An 18,121-nucleotide genomic window follows, 5' to 3' on the forward strand; every position below is an offset into this window, starting at 1 on the left:
GCGGATCACTTCGATTTGTCATCGGGGCTTTCAGACTTGTGTCGGTCGGCGCTTCCTTTCCTGGTTGCTTAGCGATGACAAATGTTCATAGTTCCAAAAAAAAACCTGAGAATTTCGAACGGGAATAATCTTGACACGCGTCACGAGCGGCAACGTTTTCAATCTTCACATCCCTTCGATGCTGGTAGACAATGCGCGCTCTGCTCCGGGGTAGTTCAGTGGTAGAACACTCGGCTCTTAACCGGGTGGGCGCTGGTTCGAATCCAGCCCCCGGACCCACTACATAGCAGGGTCAGAAGGACAAATGTCCAGGCACGATAGGGAATCGGATGCAATGGCCGGCATAAACGCCGGTTATGCGGTCTTTCAGTTATCTCGAGCATTGACCGCATCGGATCTCAACACTGAGGCAAAAACACACGAACGGATTGAACGCTGGCAGCAGGTGGTCGAACACATGGTGCAGGGTACTGCGCTGTATGGCTCGCGCACACCGCTCGTGGATGTGCCTGAATGGGTCACCCTGGAGGTTGTCACGGGTGGTTTTGCCACTGGGCAGTATCTGGCCGGTGGCGCACTGACCGAGTACGAGCGGCGGTTGGCCGCCTCAATCCCAGGCATCCGCCCTGGTTTTGAACGACTTGATCTCAACATTTGGCACCTAACGGATGAGGGGGTCGAAGCACTGCAAAAGCAGCTGGTGAACAGCGACTATCGGGTCGATGTACCAGAAGAGGCTGCGCTACTGTACGTAGCTTGGTTGTTGGGCCAGCAGCGCACGGAGGACGCGCGCAAACTGATTGTGTCTATCGCTCCTTTTTTTGAGCAACTGCGTTTCTTTCCAATGGCTTCTGACGGGTTGCCACTCGCGGCGGCGGAAGTGCACATATTCGATGTCGGCGATATCAAAAAGCTGCTTTCAAAACTCCCAGCGCAGCAGCGCCTGGCAGTGCAAAAACATGTGGTCACGACTCGGTTGACTCTCTACGACGCAGCCATCTCGCTCTTCCTCTTGACGTACGAGGATGATTGGCCTTGTCAGCAGTATCCTGAAGGCTGGCTTGAGCAGGCCAATGCTCTAAATAGTCAGTTCGATGCCACCAGTAACAATGACATCCTCAATGTTGAACATTTCAGAGATCGGGTAGGGGAGTTATACGCGTTGCTGAGGCTCTGCTCCCGTGACCCAGCTTCGCTTACAGGGCGTCAAGTCGGACGTATTCGGCGGATCGTCAATGATTTCGTGTGCAAACATGGCCATCCAGAATCTGAACATCATCTACAGTACCGAGAAATACAGCACCGTCAGGTGGCCGCGCCCGAGCATCATCTGATCGCCAAGGTTGTTTCTGAACGTCTGACCAGCTATTCGAGCTCGGAAGGTATCTCTGATTTTTCGTCCCTGTTGGAGCCCGTTACCGGCGAGGAGGCGAAGGCATATTCGCTGATAACCGGTGTCGCCATTCCTCCGGCGGTTCGCCGACGCCTCGAGCGCTGTCGAAAGGGAACCATTACTGAGTTGATTGACAAGGGATTGATCACATCTGGGGATACCGTGGCGCGAGTACTGCCGGCGATGACAGCCGAAATCTGCAGTGCTGGATTTCGCGATACGACGCTGCGTATGTTGTCTGTCGCAACGTATCGTGCTTTTCGGCGACGCCGTTCATTACTGCTGCTCAACCTTCAGAGCCAAGTCAAAATCAGTGAGCTGCCTTGGGTAGCGGCCGTCGAAAGTGAACGTGAGGCACACGCTCTCAGTGTTGAGGGAGCCAGACAAGCTTTGATCGAATCCTCGGCAACGACTCTCTCAGCTTTTCCTCAGGCAATCCTTCCGAACAAACTACTTCAGGAGTTTGGTTCGCTTGCTGCCACCGCGAAGCTTGATCTTCCTTTTGTGGAGGAGGTCGCAGTGGACATTTTCATGGGAACCTTCTCGAACAAATTCGTGGAAGCAGCCAGACGAGCGGCTTCGTTGATAGGTGGCACCCTCTACGCCCATTATTACGACATCGACACGAACCAACTGGCGATCCTTCCCGATAAGCCGAAATCGAAGAGCAGAAACTATTTCCAGCGAGACTTGGATACCAGTGATGCATTGGCGAACCTTTGCGCACAGCGGGCTAATGCACCATTGGGTGCATGGCACTCAGCAACCAACGGAAGGATCATCGAGCAACAACAGATTCTGACGACGCAAAACCTTTCGCTTCTATTTGGTGAGCTCGGTTTGAAAGCGCTGCTACATCGCCACCTGGGTTCACTTGCTCAGCAGTGCTTCCAATGGATATGCATACGGCTGCAGATGAAAATCAAGTTCTACCACTCGAGCTTGGTGATGCTCAAAAATACCGCTTATGCCTGGCGCCAGATGGTGTTTTATTTATCCATGCTGGATGACGCCGAGAGGCGTTGCGCTATCGATAGCATGGAAGAACATTTCGCGGCTCAACCCACTGTATTCCGGGAGAGATTTCTACCGGCAATTATAGGGTTACGTGTGGCGGCTGCCGGGCTCCCGTTGACTCTGAATCGCCAGAAAAGTGAGGGGGCTCGTGTTTTTCTCGGATGGACCACCGAACGACATTGGTTGTTGCCGCCGCAAACGAATGACCTCAGGTAAACGCTCTGTATCGGCGATGCGTGCTTGAACGCATCAAAAGCGATGTTTGTGTGTCCGGCTGGAGTTCTTGTACACACGCGGTCAAAACTTTCATGCATACGCCAGGTGTCGAAGTCAGGATGAACGTCCAATGAGAAAAGCCTGGACGCTTGAAAAATCGAAAAGTGGTGAAGCTTGACCTCAAGCATAGGAAGTTCCGTACAGATATATGATTTAACTAGTGGGCCATGTCATATGTTCATAGGCAGGCCGTTACTATGTTCTGCGGCACGTCCGAAGGCTAATGGCATGGAAATGTTCATCGGTCCAAGTTCATGGAAACCGGGCTGCAGCTTCCGAACTGTCCGGCCCAGCAGAACATCAAAACGGCCAAGCACCCCGACCATTCCAGCCAAACGGCGGCAATCTGATACTGTTTTTTATGTTGGATCTGAGCCTTTTATTAGTTAGCCGGTGCTCTATAGAGTGCGCGTCCGACGCACTAGTGGACAGTGATCGGCCGCCCACTGTTTCAGGCTCTCTGAAGACCGGACGACCTCGAGAGTCTTCAGGAACCACCATGAATACTCGTCCGAGCTTTCACAGCAAGACCTTCCCCGAGTCGCAACGTGACATTCTCGGTATGATCGCGACCGATCATCATCTGGGCGACATACTCTGCGCCATCTGCCAGATGCACGACGCACAAGTCCCCGAAACCTTCTGTTCGATACTGCTCACTGATGCCGAAGGCAAACACTTGCTGACCGGCGCGGCGCCCGGCCTGCCGGCCGAGTACAGCGAGGCGATTCATGGAATGGCCATTGGTCCACAAGCAGGAACCTGCGGCACCGCAGCGTTCCGTCGCGAGCTTGTGGTCACCGAAGACATCGCCCGGGACCCCAATTGGGAGCGTTTCCGCAGCCTGGCGCTGGGGCATAACCTGCGTTCCTGCTGGTCAGTGCCGTTGCTATCCCATCAAGGAAGCGTGTTGGGCACATTTGCCCTGTATCAGAACCGTGCCCATGCGCCGGACGGCGCACAGATTCAACAACTGGCCTGCGCGGCCCAACTGGCAGTCATCGCGATCCGCCATGAACGTGATGGCCAGCGTCTGGAGGAAAGCGAACAACGTTTTCGTTCATTGTTCACCTACAACCCCAACCCAGTGTTCGCCCTCGATCTGTTCGGCAACATCCAAAGTGTGAATCCAGCAGGCTTGAAGCTGAAACCGCACACCGCAACCGATTTCATTGGTCATCACTTTTCCAATTTGCTACTCGAAGAAGACCTGGAACGGGTCAGCCAGCATTTTTCCGCAGCCTGCGCCGGAGTGCCTCAGCGCTTCGAGGCCCGAGTTCTCGACGAGAGTGACAATCTGCTGACCATGGACATCTCTAACCTGCCGATCATGGTCAACGGAGAAATCGTCGGAGTATTTGGCATTGCCCGGGACATCAGCGAGCAAAAGCATTTCGAGCGCCAATTGAGTTTCAACGCCAGCCATGACCGCCTGACCGGTTTGCTTAACCGTGTTTCGCTTGAAGACCGGCTTATGCTGGATTGTCACATCAGTCGTCGGCGCAAGCGTCGTCTGGCGGTGATGTGCATTGATCTGGATGGATTCAAATCCATCAACGATTCGATCGGGCATTACTTCGGCGATCAGGTGCTGATTGAGGTGGCGGAGCGTATGACCCGGCAGGTTCGTCCCGGTGACACCATCGTGCGCATGGGCGGTGACGAATTTATCGTGCTGCTGCCGGACCTGCTTCGTGATGAGGACGTTGTACCGGTGGTCGAGCGCTTGATGGCCAGCATTGCCAGACCCTACTGCATCCAGGGCATTGACCTGCACGTGAGTGCAAGTATTGGCATCACCCTGAGCGATGGTCACATCGAGCTGCCGATGCAGCTGATCCAGCAGGCTGACATGGCCATGTACAAAGCCAAGCAGCAAGGGCGCAACAACTTTCAGTGGTACACCAGCGATCTTAATCAGCGCGTTTGCGAGCACGCGAGTCTGCGCAATGACCTGCAAAAGGCTATCGAAACTCAGTCGTTACAGCTGCATTATCAACCGCAGATAGACGCGCGCACGGGTCGGGTGGTCGGGATCGAAGCGTTGCTGCGTTGGGAGCATCCGGAAAAAGGATTTATCTCACCCGCGGTGTTTGTGCCGGTGGCAGAGGACAGTGGTCAGATCATTCCGCTGAGCCTTTGGGTACTCGATACGGCCTGCGCGCAGCTGCGCCAGCTAGGCGAGCAGGGCATCACGGGCATTTCGATGGCGGTGAATATTTCGCCGATGCATTTTCAGCGTGGCCATTTCGTCCAGTGTGTCCAAGCCACCCTGGAGAAATATGGTCTGCGTGGTGAGCAGCTGGAGCTGGAGATTACCGAGTCGCTGCTGTTGCATAACGCTGAACAGGCGATCGACACGTTGCACCGGCTCAAGGCTTTGGGGGTGCGTATTGCGCTCGATGATTTCGGCACCGGTTTTTCCAGCCTCAGCTACCTCAAGCGTTTGCCCATCGACAAGATCAAGATCGACCGCTCGTTCATCCAGGAAATCGCCACTGGTAATCACGATGCAGCGATCACCCAAGGCATTATTTCCATGGCCCATCACCTCAGCCTTACGGTGGTCGCCGAAGGCGTGGAAACGGCGTCTCAGGTGGATTTCCTGAAGGGCAGTCGCTGCGATGTTTTTCAGGGGTATTACTTTGCCAAACCGATGCCCTATGCAGAAATCGAAGCTTTCCTGAGCCATCCCGCGTCCCATCCCTGACCACCAGTTCTGTCTGGTCCCAGACCTGAAAATCAGACGCTAAGGCAAATCTTCAGACCCCAGCGCAGAACTCCCTCTCCACAGGCAAGGCGCTCCCTGCGCCTTTCTCACACACTCGGCTCTAACGCTATCGCGCTGCACAACAACAAGAGCCGCGAAAAAAATGACTAGTTTCCAGCCTGCTACCGAAAGCCAGACCGGCCACATCGGCGCCCGTCAGACCCGTGTCGAGGACGCCGCATTGTTGCGCGGCCTCGGCTGTTATGCCGATGACGCTGCGATCCCTCCGGGTACGCTACACGCGGCGATCATCCGTTCACCCCACGCTCATGCGCGGATCACCTCGGTGGACTTTTCCCGTGCGCTGCTGATGAAAGGCGTGCACGGCGTGCTGGTCGGCGAAGACGTCAAACGCTGGGCGCTGCCGTTCCCGGTGGGTGTGCGGCAGCCGATGGAGCACTGGTGCGTCGCCGTCGACAAGGTACGTTATGTCGGAGAGCCGGTGGCCGTGGTGATCGCCGAGAGCCGCTATCTGGCCGAGGACGCGATCGAAGGTGTACGCGTTGAATACGAGGCGCTGCCGCCGATCATCGACCCGGAACTGGCCACCGCTGAACAGGCGCCGATCCTGCACGAAGCCGTCGGCAGCAACGTGGTCAACGAACGACACTTTCGTTATGGCGAACCGGAGCAGGCCTTCGAGCAGGCGCCGCACAAGGTCTCGCTCAAAGTAAAGTTTCCGCGCAGTTCCTGCACACCCATTGAATGCTATGTGGTGCTGGCTCAGTACGAGCGCGCCACCGGCATTTATGACGTGCTGGCCAATTTCCAGGGCCCCTATGCGCTGCACACGGTCATGGCCCGGGCACTGAATGTGCCTGGCAACCGCCTGCGTTTGCGCACACCGAAAGATTCCGGCGGCAGCTTTGGCATCAAGCAAGGGGTTTTCCCTTACGTGGTGATGATGGGCCTGGCGTCACGCAAGGTTGGTGCACCGGTGAAGTGGGTCGAGGATCGTCTGGAACATCTTCAGGGCGCTTCTTCGGCGACCAACCGGGTGACCGAAATTGAAGCGGCGGTAGAAGCAGACGGGCGTATCACCGCTTTGCGTTATGACCAGATCGACGATTGTGGTGCCTACCTTAGAGCGCCTGAACCGGCGACTTTCTACCGCATGCACGGCAACCTGACGGGTGCCTACGCGATCCGCAATTTGCAAGTGCGCAATCGAGTGGTGCTGACCAACAAAACTCCTTCCGGCCTGAACCGTGGTTTCGGTGGCCCGCAGGTGTATTTCGCCCTTGAACGGCTGCTGCAACACATCGCCGTGCAGTTGAAGCTTGATCCGTTGGACGTGATCCGCCGGAACCTGGTGCCGGCCGATGCCTTCCCTTATCGCGCGGCTGCCGGTGCGTTGCTCGATTCCGGCAACTACCAGGCTGGCATTGCCTTGGCGGCGGCGGACGGTGGACTCGACGAGTTGCTCAAACGTCGTGATCAGGCGCGTGCCGAAGGCCGGATCTATGGCATTGGTTATGCCGCTGTCATCGAACCGTCGATTTCCAACATGGGCTACATCACCACTGCGATGACACCCGAAGAGCGGCGCAAGGCCGGTCCGAAAAACGGCGCTGTCGCCACCGCCACCATCAACGTCGGACCATTGGGTGACGTCAGTGTGCACGTGTCCTCGGCACCGCAAGGGCAGGGCCATCAAACCACCGTCGCTCAGGTCGTCGCCGAAGTGCTTGGGGTTGCGCTGGAGTCCATCGTGGTCAACGTCGAGCTCGATACCCAGAAGGACGCCTGGTCGATTGCCTCGGGCAACTATTCCAGCCGCTTCGCCGGCGCCGTGGCCGGTGCCGTCTACAAGGCCGCGCTGAAGATCCGCGATCGCCTCGCCGCGATTGCCGCCGAACAATTGCAGGCCAGTCCCGAAGATATTCGTTTCGCCGGCGGCAAGATTTTTGTCGTCAATGGCGGGGCGGTAGCGCCATTTCATCGGATTGCCGGTGCGACCCACTGGTCGCCGGGCCTGCTGCCGGAAGGTGAAAACGGCGGTCTGCGTGAAACCGCCTTCTGGAGCCCGCCGCAATTGGAGGCACCGGACGACAAGGATCAGGTCAACAGCTCGCTGTGCTACGGCTTTGTCTTCGATATCTGTGGTCTGGAAATCGACCGCATGACCGGCGAGATCCACATCGATCGCTACGTCACCTGCCATGACGCCGGCCGCCTGCTCAACCCGGCGCTGGTCGATGGCCAGATTCGTGGGGGCTTCACTCAAGGCCTCGGCGCAGCGCTGATGGAAGAATTCGCCTATGGCGAGGACGGCAGCTTCCTCAGCGGGACCTTCGCCGATTATCTGGTGCCGACCGCACCGGAAGTGATCGAACCGATGATCCTGCACATGGAAACGCCATCGCCATTCACCCCATTGGGCGCCAAGGGTGTGGGCGAGGGCAACAATATGAGCACGCCGGTGTGTATCGCCAACGCGGTGGCCGACGCCCTCGGTCGCTCGGACATCCGTTTGCCACTGACGCCATCAAAAGTACGCACGCTCATCGGCATCGACGAGCCGCCACGGCCCGCCGGTATGGAGGCCGATGACAACCTCGACGCAGCACCTGCCGGTGGACCGGCACTGCGGGCCAACGACTCGGTGGTGATTCCTGCTTCGCCGCAACAGGTCTTCGACACCTTGCTCGACCCGCAGACGCTGGCGGCGATCATTCCCGGTTGTCACGACCTCGTGCTTGAAGGCGAAAACCGTTACCGCGCAGATGTCACCGTCGGCGTCGGCATGATCCGCGCGCGCTTCGAGGCCAAGGTTGCCCTGAGTGATCTGGACCCGCCGCATTCATTGCGTCTGTCCGGTTCCGGCAGCAGCTCAATGGGGTCGGCCCAGGGGCAGGCCAAGGTGCGATTCGTTGAACTGGAAAATGGCCACACACGCCTGGAATACCAATACCAGGTGGCGGTCAGCGGCAAAGTCGCCGCGGTCGGCGGCCGAATGTTGCAAGGGGCCTCGAAGGTGATCATCGGACAAATATTTACTCGCCTGTCACAACGGGTCAGCGGCCAAGCCATCTCCACCGGCTGGTGGGCTCGCCTGCGGGCCTCGCTTGGCGCGCTGTTTGGCAAGGGAGGTGCGCAATGAAACCGGCTGCTTTCGATTACGTTCGGGCTGAAAACCGTCGTCAGGTCGTTGAGTTGCTCGCCGAGTATGGCCAGGAAGCTCGCATCATCGCCGGAGGCCAATCGCTGATGGCGGTGCTGAACATGCGCCTGGCTCAACCCAAGTTGCTGATCGATATCAATCATGTGGCTGACCTGGCCTATATCGAACTGCGCAAGGATTGTCTGGCGGTAGGTGCCGGGGTACGGCAGGCGCAGTTGCTGGCGCGTTCGACCCTGATGGACGAGGTGCCTTTATTGGCACTGGCGATGCCCTGGATCGGTCACTTCCAGACGCGTAATCGCGGCACAGTCTGCGGTTCGGTGGCTCATGCCGACCCGAGCGCCGAGTTGCCGCTGTGCCTGGTGACGCTGGGTGGCGAGATCGTTCTTGAGTCGAAAAAAGGCAAGCGCATCGTCAAGTCTGCCGACTTCTTTCAAGGCATTCTCACCACCGACAAGCGTGCGGATGAACTGGTTGTCGAGGTGCGTTTTCCGCTCAAGCGCGAAGGCATTACCTATCGCTTCCGCGAGATCGCCATGCGCCACGGCGACTTTGCAATTGTCTCCCTGGCCGCGGCCATCGGCGCGGACCAGGTCGAACTCGGCATCGGCGGGGTCGCGGACCGTCCGCAACGTCGCAGTCTGCCTCGTGGTGCGGGGCTGCCGGACGCGCTCAATCAAACCGCCTGGTCGCTCGACGCACAAGACGACGTGCAGGCCAGCGCTGCCTATCGCCGCCAACTGATTCGCGAGCTGGGTCATCAGCTGATCGAAGGAGTCTGAACATGCGTGTAACTGCCGACCAAACCTTTCCGATTCGCCTGGAACTCAACGGCCGCTCCCGCGAAGCCCTGGCTGAACCGCGGACCCAACTCTGCGACTTCCTGCGCCACGACCTCGGTGCCACCGGTGTCCATGTCGGATGCGAACACGGTGTCTGCGGTGCCTGCACGGTGCTGGTGGACGGAGTCGCGATGCGTTCCTGCCTGATGCTCGCAGTACAGGGGCACGAGCGGCGTATCGAGACCGTCGAGTCCCTGGCTGACGACGACACTCTGAGCGACCTGCAACAAGCCTTTCGCCGTCATCACGCCTTGCAGTGTGGCTTTTGCACTGCGGGCATTCTCATGTCCTGCGTGGATTTTCTCGAGCGGGTACCCAACCCGGACGAGACCCAGGTACGCGACATGCTTTCGGGGCACCTATGTCGCTGCACGGGTTACACCGGCATCGTTCAGGCCGTGCTCGAAGTCGCTGCCCAGCGCCAAACGAACAAAGGGGTATAACAAAAATGTTCGATCTCGGACGCAGTTTCCTCGCTGCCGTTGAACGCCGACCGCATGCCGTGGCGGTCAGTGACGGTGCGTTGAAGAAAACCTATGAAGAATGGTTCGTCGATATCCAGAGCGCCGCTTGGGGCTTGCAATGCCTTGGGCTGCAACGCGGTGATCGACTGCTGGTAGTGATGCAAAACCGCTGGCAGATGGCAACCTTGCATTGGGCCTGTCAGTTTGCGGGCATCGTCATGACCCCGTTGAACTGGCGTTCGACTGCCGAGGAACTGGGCTACTGCATCGAAGATGCGCAAATCCGTGCAGTGGCTTACGACGACGCGACCGTGACCGCCGTGGCCGGTTGCAGCGCCGCTACAAGGCTGCCACGGATCGCCACCGGTCTGCGTGCCGCCAACACCGACCTGAGTTTCGAGGAACTGTGTTCGCAGACCCCCTCCGGCATGATTTTGCAGGCCGACGCCGAAGACTTTTCACTGCTGCTGTACACCTCCGGAACCACCAGCAAGCCCAAGGGCGTGCCTCGTCGGCACCGTAGCGAACGCGCCGCGGCGGTTGCCCACGTAGCGCAAAACCTCTACCGCCAGAATGAATGCACGCTGGGCGTCATGCCGCTTTACCACACCATGGGCGTGCGTTCGTTGTTGTCCATGGCGCTGATCGACGGACATTTCGTCTGTGTACCCAAGTTTGATGTGGAAGCCACGCTGCAGGCCATCGAGCGGGAAAAGGTCAGCAACCTGTACCTGGTGCCGACGCTCTACCACATGCTCATCGAACACCCGGCCTTTGCTCGCGAGCGAGTCGCCAGTGTGGAAAAAATCGGCTTTGCCGGTGCACCGATGAGCGACGGCTTGATGCGTCGCGTCGAGCAGGCGTTTCAGCCGCAGTTGTTCGTCAATCATTACGGCAGCTCGGAGATCTACACCTTCACCATCGACCAGCAAGCCAGCCGCAAACCCGGTTCGTCAGGGCGCAGTGCAATGAACCAGCGCGTGCGCGTGGTGCCGATCGACGCTGAAACTCCGCACGTGCAGGTCAAACCCTTGGAGGAGGGCCAGATCATCGCCGACCTGGCGAGTGACGAGGCGTTCGAAGGCTACCTGAACCGCCCCGAAGCGACCGCAAAGGCGTTGCGTGACGGATGGTATTTCACCGGTGACATCGGCTACTTCGATAGGGAAGGCGATCTGTTCGTCACGGGTCGTGTCGATGACTTGATCATCACCGGCGGCGAAAACGTCAGCCCGGCAGAAATCGAAAACATGCTCTCTCTGCACCCGGCAGTTGAGGAAGTGGTGGTGGTCGGTCTGCCCGACGAGCAGTGGGGCAAGATCATTGCCGCGTTTATCAAGTTGCGCGCCGAGGCCTCGGAAAGCGACCTCGATGCCCATTGCATCGCTTCGGGCCTGGCCAAATTCAAGCGGCCACGGCGTTACCAGTTCATCGATCAGATTCCCAAATCCCCAGTGGGCAAGGTGCTGCGGCGCGTGCTGCTGGCTCAATTTCAGGAACAGGCCTTGAAGGCCATCAGCTAATCATCCAGAGGACACTCACATGCAACAACAAGCGATCCAGCAATTTCTCGACACTCAGTTCGATGGCTTCCAGGTTGAAGTCGATGTGTCCCGCGAGCGCGCCGACATCATCCTCAACCGGGCACCGTTGAACGTCATTTCCATGGGCCAGCGTGATGAACTGCGCCAGGTCTTCGAAGCCCTCGATGCACATAAAGGCGTGCGCGTCATTGTGCTGCGCTCGGTGGGTGAACACTTCTCCAGCGGTGGCGACATCAAGGGCTTTCTCGAAGCGTCGCCTGAGCACGTTTCCAAGCTGGCCTGGAACGTCGCGGCACCGGCCCGTTGCGAAAAACCGGTGATCGTTGCCAACCGAGGTTACACCTTCGGCGTCGGTTTCGAACTGTCCCTGGCCTGCGATTTTCGCATTGCTTCGCAAACCACTCGCTACGCCTTGCCTGAGCAGAACCTGGGACAGATCCCGGGCTCGGGTGGCTCCGCACGCCTGCAGAAAATCATCGGCATCACCCGCACCAAGCACATGGTGATGCGCGCCAAACGCATTACCGGCGACCAGGCCTACGCCTGGGGTATCGCGACCGAGGTCGTGCCGGATACCGAACTGGAAAGCACCGTCGATGCGTTGGTCGATGAACTGCGTCGCTTCTCGCCGCTGGCTCAGCGCACGGCGAAAAAACTGATCAACGACAACGAAGATGCGCCGCTGACCGTCGCGATCGAAATGGAAGGTCACTGCTATAGCCGTCTGCGTAGCTCCAAGGACTTCAAGGAAGGCGTTGAAGCGTTTCACAGCAAGCGTACGGCCGTGTTTATCGGCGAGTAAATCGTACTGGCGAGCGGGCCCGGGAGTATGTTGGTAACAGCGTACGCCTTACTGAGCAGGGCCTGCCGCCCCTTCAATGCAACTGAAAGGGCACATCAAGGTTTCACCGCTGACCTGCTGATTACTCGCAACCCGTGCACCGGGATGCAGAACGTTCGATCACCGTTTGTGTGAGGCAACCATGACTACGACAACAACAATAACTGCATCACCCTCCAGCGCCGCTTGCGATACACCACAGATTCCACCGGGCAAGGCCTTGCTCGCGGCATTTGCCTCGACATTCGGCTGGGCGCTGGATTTGTTCGACCTGTTCATTCTGCTCTACGTGGCGCCCATCATCGGCCGCCTGTTCTTCCCCTCGGACACCCCGACCCTGTCGCTGGCCGCGGTATATGCCTCGTTCGCCGTGGCCTTGCTGGTGCGTCCGCTGGGCTCGGCGATCTTCGGCGCGTATGCCGATAAACACGGCCGCAAGCGTGCGTTGATGGTGTCGATGGTCGGCGTCGGTATTTCCACGGCACTGTTTGGCGCGTTGCCGACCATTCATCAGGTCGGCATATTGGCCCCGATACTGTTTTTGGTCTTGCGGGTGATACAGGGCATTTTCGTGGGTGGCATCGTTGCCTCCACTCACACCATCGGCACCGAATCCATCTCGCCGCGCTATCGCGGCTTGATGTCCGGGTTGATCGGTGGTGCCGGTGCCGGTATGGGCGCGCTGTTGGCGTCATTCACTTATCTGGTGTTGTCGGAGATCTTTCCCGGGGAAGAATTTGACGTCTGGGGCTGGCGCTTCATGTTCTTCTGCGGCCTGCTAAGCACGTTTTTCGGTCTGGTGATGTTCCGTTACCTGGAAGAAACCCCGGTCTGGCAGCAACTGCAACAAGCGCGCAAAACCAAGGGGCCGGCGGTAGTTGTCGTGTCGCCGCTCAAGCGTCTGTTCGGTCGCGAGTACCGCGGCGTGATGCTGGTCAACCTGCTGATTACGTTCGGAGGCGGTGCCACGTATTACCTTGCCTGCGGTTATCTGCCGACGTTGCTCAACGTGGTCGCCAAAGTGCCTCATGCGCAGACTTCGCAGATGCTCATGTACGGGTCGGTGGCAACCATTGTCGGAGCACTGGCCTTCGGTTACCTGAGCGACCTGATCGGTCGCAAGAAGACCTTCATGCTGCTGGGTGTGATCAACCTGGTGAGCCTGCCGATGATGTTTCTGGGTGTCGCCGAATCGGGTTCGCTGACCCGTACTGCGCTGTATTGCGTGGGTATAGGCTTCATAGGTGGGGCGATCATCGCGCCGATTCTGATCTTCCTCAACGAACGCTTTGCCACCGAGCTGCGAGCCAGCGGCACCGGATTGTCATGGAACATCGGTTTCGCCCTCGGCGGAACCATGCCGACCTTTGTGTCCCTGGTCAGCGGCAGCCCGGCGCAGATCCCCATGGTGTTGGCGATGTTCGCCGTCGGTCTGTCGGTGATCTACCTGATCGGCAGCGTGGTGATTCCAGAAACCCAAGGCAATTTCAAGTAAAGGCGGGGAGGTGCTCCAGGAATTCGCCGATCAGCTGCAAGGTCCGTTCGGTCGCTTCGGTTTGGGGAAAGTGTCGACAGTCATCCAGCAGTACACAGCGGCACGGTCCAGATACCTGTCGCTGGATGACCACCAGTTGCTCGGGCGTGGCGTAGTGGTCTTCGCGCCCTTGAATGACCAGCAGCGGTTTTTCGATATAAGCCAACTGCGCTTCGAGATCGTCCAGGGAAAAGTCCGGGTGCAACCAACTGTCGCTCCAACCGTGAAAAGCGCCGTCGACATTGGTCCCATGGTGACGTGCCAGGCGCTCGCGCAATTCGCCCTGATGCCACACCTCGGTGGTATGGCGAATGCCATCGAGGCTCTCGGTCTCGACAATCACGTGAGGTGCCAGTGCGATGCTGCCCAACACGCGTGGATCGTTGGTGGCGGCATAGGCAAGGACGATGGATGCGCCGTCACTGTGACCGAGCAAGACCACTTGCGGCAGTTGCAAGGCATCGAGCAATTGCCGCAGTTCACGAGGGCCGTCGGTGCTCAGGTAGTCCAGCGGACGCGGCAGGGTTACCGGGCTCGATTGCCCATAACCCTGACGGCTGTAAGTGACCACACCGTAACCGCTGGCCTGGGCCAGGCGTAGGGGGAAGTCTTTCCATTGTTCGGCGCTGCCGAGGCCTTCGTGCAACAGCACAAGCGTCGGTCGCGAAGGCTCAGCCGCAGGGATTTGGCGATATTCCAGGCGCAGCGGCCCAAGTTGCAAAAACTGTTGTGGCGACATGTTGAATCAACAATTGAACAAGATTGCTCGCAGGTTACCGTAAACGTAACCCCGCATGCAGCACCACGCTTTTGCTTGAGGTATTGAAAACATGCGTCATCTCGATGTTCAGGTGATCGACCAGGCACTGCAATGGGCTCGCGCCGGGCAGGCCCAATGGCTGTGCACAGTGCTCTCCACCTATGGCTCGGCGCCGCGTGCGCCGGGTGCGATGCTGGTGACCAATGGCGCGGGCGAACACGTCGGCTCGCTGTCGGGTGGCTGCGTCGAAGAGGAGTTTCTCGAAAGCCTGACGCGCGGTGAATTACGCGAACCGGCGCAGATCGTCAGTTATGGCGACAGCGTCGAGCAACGCCACCGTCTGCGTTTGCCCTGTGGTGGTGTGCTGATCGTGCTGGTCGAACACCGCGATGCCAGCCTTGAATGGATCGCACACCTGGAGAGTCTGCAAGCGGCGTTACTCGGTCAGCGACGTCTGCAGCGTCATATCGAGCTGAGCAGCGGTGCCTTGCGCCTGGACCCGGACGCGGGGCACGGCAGCGAACGGGTACAAGTCGACGACGAAAGAGTGCGCATCAGCGTTGGCCCGGCGTTACGCCTGATTCTGGCAGGGCTCTCGCCGGTCGCTGAAGTTTGCGCCAGTTTCGCCCGAGCCATCGGATGCGAAGTTATCGCCTGCGACCCCCGGGAAGAGATGCTGCATGTGCATCTCGAAGGCGTGGAGATGCAACGTGTGCTGCCTTCGATGTTCATTGCCGCCGGAGGCTGCCACGCGGCGACCGCGGTGGTGGCGCTGACTCACGATCCGCGAATCGATGACCTGGCGCTGATGGAAGCGGTCCACACCCCAGCGTTTTACATCGGCGCCATGGGCTCCCAGGCAACCTCGGCCAAACGCGCCGAGCGGCTCAAACGCATCGGTGGTCTGACGGATGAACAGATCGCCCGTTTACACATGCCCATCGGCCTCGATCTGGGCAGCAAGGCCCCGGCGGAAATCGCTCTGGCGGTGGTGGCCGATATCCTGCGCGTTTATCACGGCAAAGAACGCCATGCCTTGTAAGGCGGTTTTTCCGACGAACGTGGGGGCTGCGAAAGTCGAGGTAGACGCTCGGTCATTCGCGCGCGATAGTGGCCAGCCAAGTGTTGCTGAACCATGGACCGATCGACGGGCTTGTGAAATAGATAAGCGCCCCGATGATATGCATTGAGGCCGATAACGATATCGCTTCAAGCGAGCGGAGGAATCTGATGTCGATTGCCCAACGGGTTTTCCACGGCAGGTTTGGCCGGGTCGCCTTGCTGAATATGGATCATTCGCTGGTCACCCATACCCATTCCGAATGCCATGTGCTGGTCAAAGTGTCCGGCGAGGACACTTACTTCAACGTTAACGGTCGGCGGGTTCCGCTCAGTGATCGCACCGCGGTGCTGGTCAACGCCTGGGAGCCGCATTTCTACGATCCGCAGCCGGGTGCCGGTGCCACGCTAATCCTGGCGCTTTACATAGAGCCCGCCTGGCTGGCCACTGCCCAGCAATCGCTGGCGCTCAGCGGTCGGCCGGACTTTTTTGCCCAATCATGCATCGAGCTGTCGAGTCGAAATCGCACCCTGGCCGACATCCTGGTCGCCGAAGCGCATGGTTGTGGGATCGTGCCGAAAGAGCGTTTGGAGTTCATGCTGTTCGACTTCCTGATCGAACTGATCGAGGACTTTTCCAGCTGGCGGCATTTGTCGCTACTGGGTGCGCCCAACACAGGTGAGTTTCGGGATGCACGCGTGCGCCGTGGCACCGCCTGGTTGCTTGAGCACCTCGATGATCCGAACCCGATCGACAACGCCGCGCGGGCCTGTGGTCTGTCTCGGGCACACTTCTTTGCGCTGTTCAAGAAAGACACCGGCATGACGCCGAACCTGTTGCTTAACGACGCGCGCATGCGCCGGGCTTTTGCTTGGCTTGAGCGTGAGCGCAGTGGAACGCTGGGCCTTTTGTCGGAGAACCTCGGGTTCTCCGAGCAAGGTCATTTCACACGGTTTTTCCGTCAGCACATCGGAGCTTCGCCCAGCCAGTATCGGCGTGTAGTGGATAGTTACGCGGCGGTTTGAACCGAGAGGAGGGCGGGGGTATAGGGCAATACTCCCGCCGATGAAGTTAGTCTTTCATCTTGAAACGAGCGGTTTTTATAGGCTGCGAAATTTGTAGAGTTTATTAATTGTCCAGAAAGTCATAAATCTCTTTCATGCGTTCTTCGCGCATCAACTCAAGTTCTTCCTTGGTTTCGGCTACCCACTGCAGCATGAAGTCCCAGCAATCGCAGTCGTGAGCATCCGCCTCTGCTTCAAATGCTTCTTTCAGAACTTTAAAGCGATATTCTTCTGGCGAGAGCCCGCAGTTTTCAGCGAGGCTGTAGTTCAGCACGCTGAGTTCAAGCTGGATCCATAAGTTGGCTTCCAGGAGTTTCTTCAGGGCGAGTTCGGCTCTAAGTTCTTTTGCGATCATGAATACACTCTCGTGTCATAAAACAGGTAGACATTTTTTCGAGATCAGTAGCGCTACACAGGATTATGTCAATTTCCCGCCATCATCCATCCTCTAACACCATGACTTTCACTCAACTCTTTCACTACTCGAGCCGCGTCCTGCTTTTGTTTATACGGGCCAATGACGACAAAGTTGTTTTCTTTACGCGCTACCGGCAACTCCAACTGCTGAATGGCTTTTACTGCGCGATGGCGGCTGGGTGTGTTCAAAGCAATTTCGACCACCCAAACGCCGGATGAAGGCGTGGTTGAAGCTTCTTTTTTAGGGTGGAGAATATAGCCGCCGCATTTCAAGCACGGGCGTTCCAGCGTGATTAGCGAGCCTGGAATGGTACGAAAGACATGCCATTGCGTATGAATGGTTTTTTTACGAACGAAGAGTGCCAAGAGCAGGCCGGTGAAAGCAATCAGACCGCTTAGAATAATTGTCCATTTGTGTGCCTGTGTTGGCAATGAAGGCAGCGTAAGTACTGTAGTTTCATCTGGCTTTTCAATCAAAAACTGTACGGCCTCAGCCTCCGTTGAGTCGGGTGTGCGGGATTCGTTTTTCGCAAGGTGCGCGAGCCCGTCGGAATATTTTGTACTGAGCGCTGTCGCAAGGTTATTAGCGGTGTCATCAAGTAGTTGTTCGAATTTTGTCACTCTTTGGTGGGGGTATGAGTCGTCGACGTTATTTTGACAATGGGCAACGGCGCTGCATCACCGGTCTGCACGAGCAGCGGCATACGCTGACCTGAAGAGAAACGGCACTGAATCAGCTTCATCGGCAGCCACCTCAGTCAAGGACTCGCCATGAACACGAAGTACATGGCCCGTTGACAGAGTAGAAATTAGAAGCTGATTTGTCGAATCAAGGCTTTACGACGCTCATGAACATTTCTAACATAGCCCCTCGTTTAACATAATATACATTATGCGAACCGTCCTATGCGGAGCTGGGGGACTCTGGAGGCTGCTTTTCACCTGATGATCAGCGTTAAGGTGTTGCTACTAGCAACACACGTTCAGGACGATGACCCCTAGGCTTGGCCATCTG

Annotated in this window: 13 protein-coding genes and 1 tRNA gene; 11 read left to right on the forward strand and 3 right to left on the reverse strand. The window is 57.9% G+C overall.

Annotated elements, in window-relative coordinates; genetic code table 11:
• Positions 1 to 204: 204 nt before the first annotated feature.
• From ICA15_RS23500 to ICA15_RS23540, 9 genes are all read left to right on the forward strand, one after another.
• Positions 205 to 279, forward strand: a tRNA-Lys gene (locus ICA15_RS23500).
• 55 nt (positions 280 to 334) lie between these two features.
• A complete protein-coding gene (locus tag ICA15_RS23505; RefSeq protein ID WP_210552738.1) occupies positions 335 to 2,626 on the forward strand; it encodes a hypothetical protein in 2,292 nt (763 codons plus the stop codon).
• Positions 2,627 to 3,185: 559 nt separating this feature from the next.
• The gene (locus ICA15_RS23510) at positions 3,186 to 5,396 is read left to right on the forward strand and encodes a putative bifunctional diguanylate cyclase/phosphodiesterase (RefSeq protein WP_210552739.1); all 2,211 of its coding nucleotides are present in this window, start codon (positions 3,186 to 3,188) and stop codon (positions 5,394 to 5,396) included.
• A 163-nt stretch (positions 5,397 to 5,559) separates the two neighbouring features.
• A complete protein-coding gene (locus ICA15_RS23515) occupies positions 5,560 to 8,559 on the forward strand; it encodes a xanthine dehydrogenase family protein molybdopterin-binding subunit (protein WP_210552740.1) in 3,000 nt (999 codons plus the stop codon).
• Complete coding sequence (locus tag ICA15_RS23520; RefSeq protein ID WP_210552741.1) at positions 8,556 to 9,362, forward strand: FAD binding domain-containing protein; 807 nt, start codon at positions 8,556 to 8,558, stop codon at positions 9,360 to 9,362. Before ICA15_RS23515 ends, ICA15_RS23520 begins: the two co-directional genes overlap by 4 nt.
• A 2-nt stretch (positions 9,363 to 9,364) precedes the next feature.
• On the forward strand, positions 9,365 to 9,865 hold the full coding sequence (locus tag ICA15_RS23525) for a (2Fe-2S)-binding protein (protein WP_008060977.1): 501 nt from the start codon (positions 9,365 to 9,367) through the stop codon (positions 9,863 to 9,865).
• A gap of 5 nt (positions 9,866 to 9,870) precedes the next feature.
• A complete protein-coding gene (locus ICA15_RS23530) occupies positions 9,871 to 11,409 on the forward strand; it encodes an AMP-binding protein (protein WP_210552742.1) in 1,539 nt (512 codons plus the stop codon).
• A gap of 19 nt (positions 11,410 to 11,428) precedes the next feature.
• Complete coding sequence (locus ICA15_RS23535; RefSeq protein ID WP_010459412.1) at positions 11,429 to 12,232, forward strand: enoyl-CoA hydratase/isomerase family protein; 804 nt, start codon at positions 11,429 to 11,431, stop codon at positions 12,230 to 12,232.
• Positions 12,233 to 12,413: 181 nt separating this feature from the next.
• A complete protein-coding gene (locus ICA15_RS23540) occupies positions 12,414 to 13,766 on the forward strand; it encodes an MFS transporter (protein ID WP_102615845.1) in 1,353 nt (450 codons plus the stop codon).
• Here ICA15_RS23540 and ICA15_RS23545 read toward each other — a convergent pair.
• Positions 13,759 to 14,544, reverse strand: coding sequence for an alpha/beta fold hydrolase (locus ICA15_RS23545; RefSeq protein ID WP_210552743.1), 786 nt, complete (start codon positions 14,542 to 14,544; stop codon positions 13,759 to 13,761). The genes ICA15_RS23540 and ICA15_RS23545 overlap by 8 nt on opposite strands.
• A 91-nt stretch (positions 14,545 to 14,635) precedes the next feature.
• On the opposite strand from ICA15_RS23545, the gene ICA15_RS23550 reads away from it, so the two are divergent.
• Both ICA15_RS23550 and ICA15_RS23555 read left to right on the forward strand, forming a co-directional pair.
• A complete protein-coding gene (locus ICA15_RS23550; RefSeq protein WP_210552744.1) occupies positions 14,636 to 15,607 on the forward strand; it encodes an XdhC family protein in 972 nt (323 codons plus the stop codon).
• A 188-nt stretch (positions 15,608 to 15,795) separates the two neighbouring features.
• A complete protein-coding gene (locus tag ICA15_RS23555; RefSeq protein WP_210552745.1) occupies positions 15,796 to 16,650 on the forward strand; it encodes a helix-turn-helix transcriptional regulator in 855 nt (284 codons plus the stop codon).
• Between the two features lie 103 nt (positions 16,651 to 16,753).
• Here the strand turns inward: ICA15_RS23555 and ICA15_RS23560 are convergent, their stop codons facing one another.
• Positions 16,754 to 17,044: a DUF6388 family protein gene (locus tag ICA15_RS23560; protein ID WP_210552746.1), complete on the reverse strand. Its 291-nt coding sequence runs from the start codon at positions 17,042 to 17,044 to the stop codon at positions 16,754 to 16,756.
• Between the two features lie 68 nt (positions 17,045 to 17,112).
• Positions 17,113 to 17,727: an SPOR domain-containing protein gene (locus ICA15_RS23565; RefSeq protein ID WP_224450911.1), complete on the reverse strand. Its 615-nt coding sequence runs from the start codon at positions 17,725 to 17,727 to the stop codon at positions 17,113 to 17,115.
• Positions 17,728 to 18,121: the final 394 nt, after the last annotated feature.

The sequence above is a fragment of the Pseudomonas sp. P116 genome, assembly GCF_020149425.1.
GTDB lineage: Bacteria > Pseudomonadota > Gammaproteobacteria > Pseudomonadales > Pseudomonadaceae > Aquipseudomonas > Aquipseudomonas anatoliensis.

Bases quoted from the DNA above. Each gene is read 5' to 3' on its own strand.
- ICA15_RS23505 (WP_210552738.1), top strand. From the start codon at position 335: ATGGCCGGCATAAACGCCGGTTATGCGGTCTTTCAGTTATCTCGAGCA.
- ICA15_RS23510 (WP_210552739.1), top strand. From the start codon at position 3,186: ATGAATACTCGTCCGAGCTTTCACAGCAAGACCTTCCCCGAGTCGCAA.
- ICA15_RS23515 (WP_210552740.1), top strand. From the start codon at position 5,560: ATGACTAGTTTCCAGCCTGCTACCGAAAGCCAGACCGGCCACATCGGC.
- ICA15_RS23520 (WP_210552741.1), top strand. From the start codon at position 8,556: ATGAAACCGGCTGCTTTCGATTACGTTCGGGCTGAAAACCGTCGTCAG.
- ICA15_RS23525 (WP_008060977.1), top strand. From the start codon at position 9,365: ATGCGTGTAACTGCCGACCAAACCTTTCCGATTCGCCTGGAACTCAAC.
- ICA15_RS23530 (WP_210552742.1), top strand. From the start codon at position 9,871: ATGTTCGATCTCGGACGCAGTTTCCTCGCTGCCGTTGAACGCCGACCG.
- ICA15_RS23535 (WP_010459412.1), top strand. From the start codon at position 11,429: ATGCAACAACAAGCGATCCAGCAATTTCTCGACACTCAGTTCGATGGC.
- ICA15_RS23540 (WP_102615845.1), top strand. From the start codon at position 12,414: ATGACTACGACAACAACAATAACTGCATCACCCTCCAGCGCCGCTTGC.
- ICA15_RS23545 (WP_210552743.1), bottom strand. From the start codon at position 14,544: ATGTCGCCACAACAGTTTTTGCAACTTGGGCCGCTGCGCCTGGAATAT.
- ICA15_RS23550 (WP_210552744.1), top strand. From the start codon at position 14,636: ATGCGTCATCTCGATGTTCAGGTGATCGACCAGGCACTGCAATGGGCT.
- ICA15_RS23555 (WP_210552745.1), top strand. From the start codon at position 15,796: ATGTCGATTGCCCAACGGGTTTTCCACGGCAGGTTTGGCCGGGTCGCC.
- ICA15_RS23560 (WP_210552746.1), bottom strand. From the start codon at position 17,044: ATGATCGCAAAAGAACTTAGAGCCGAACTCGCCCTGAAGAAACTCCTG.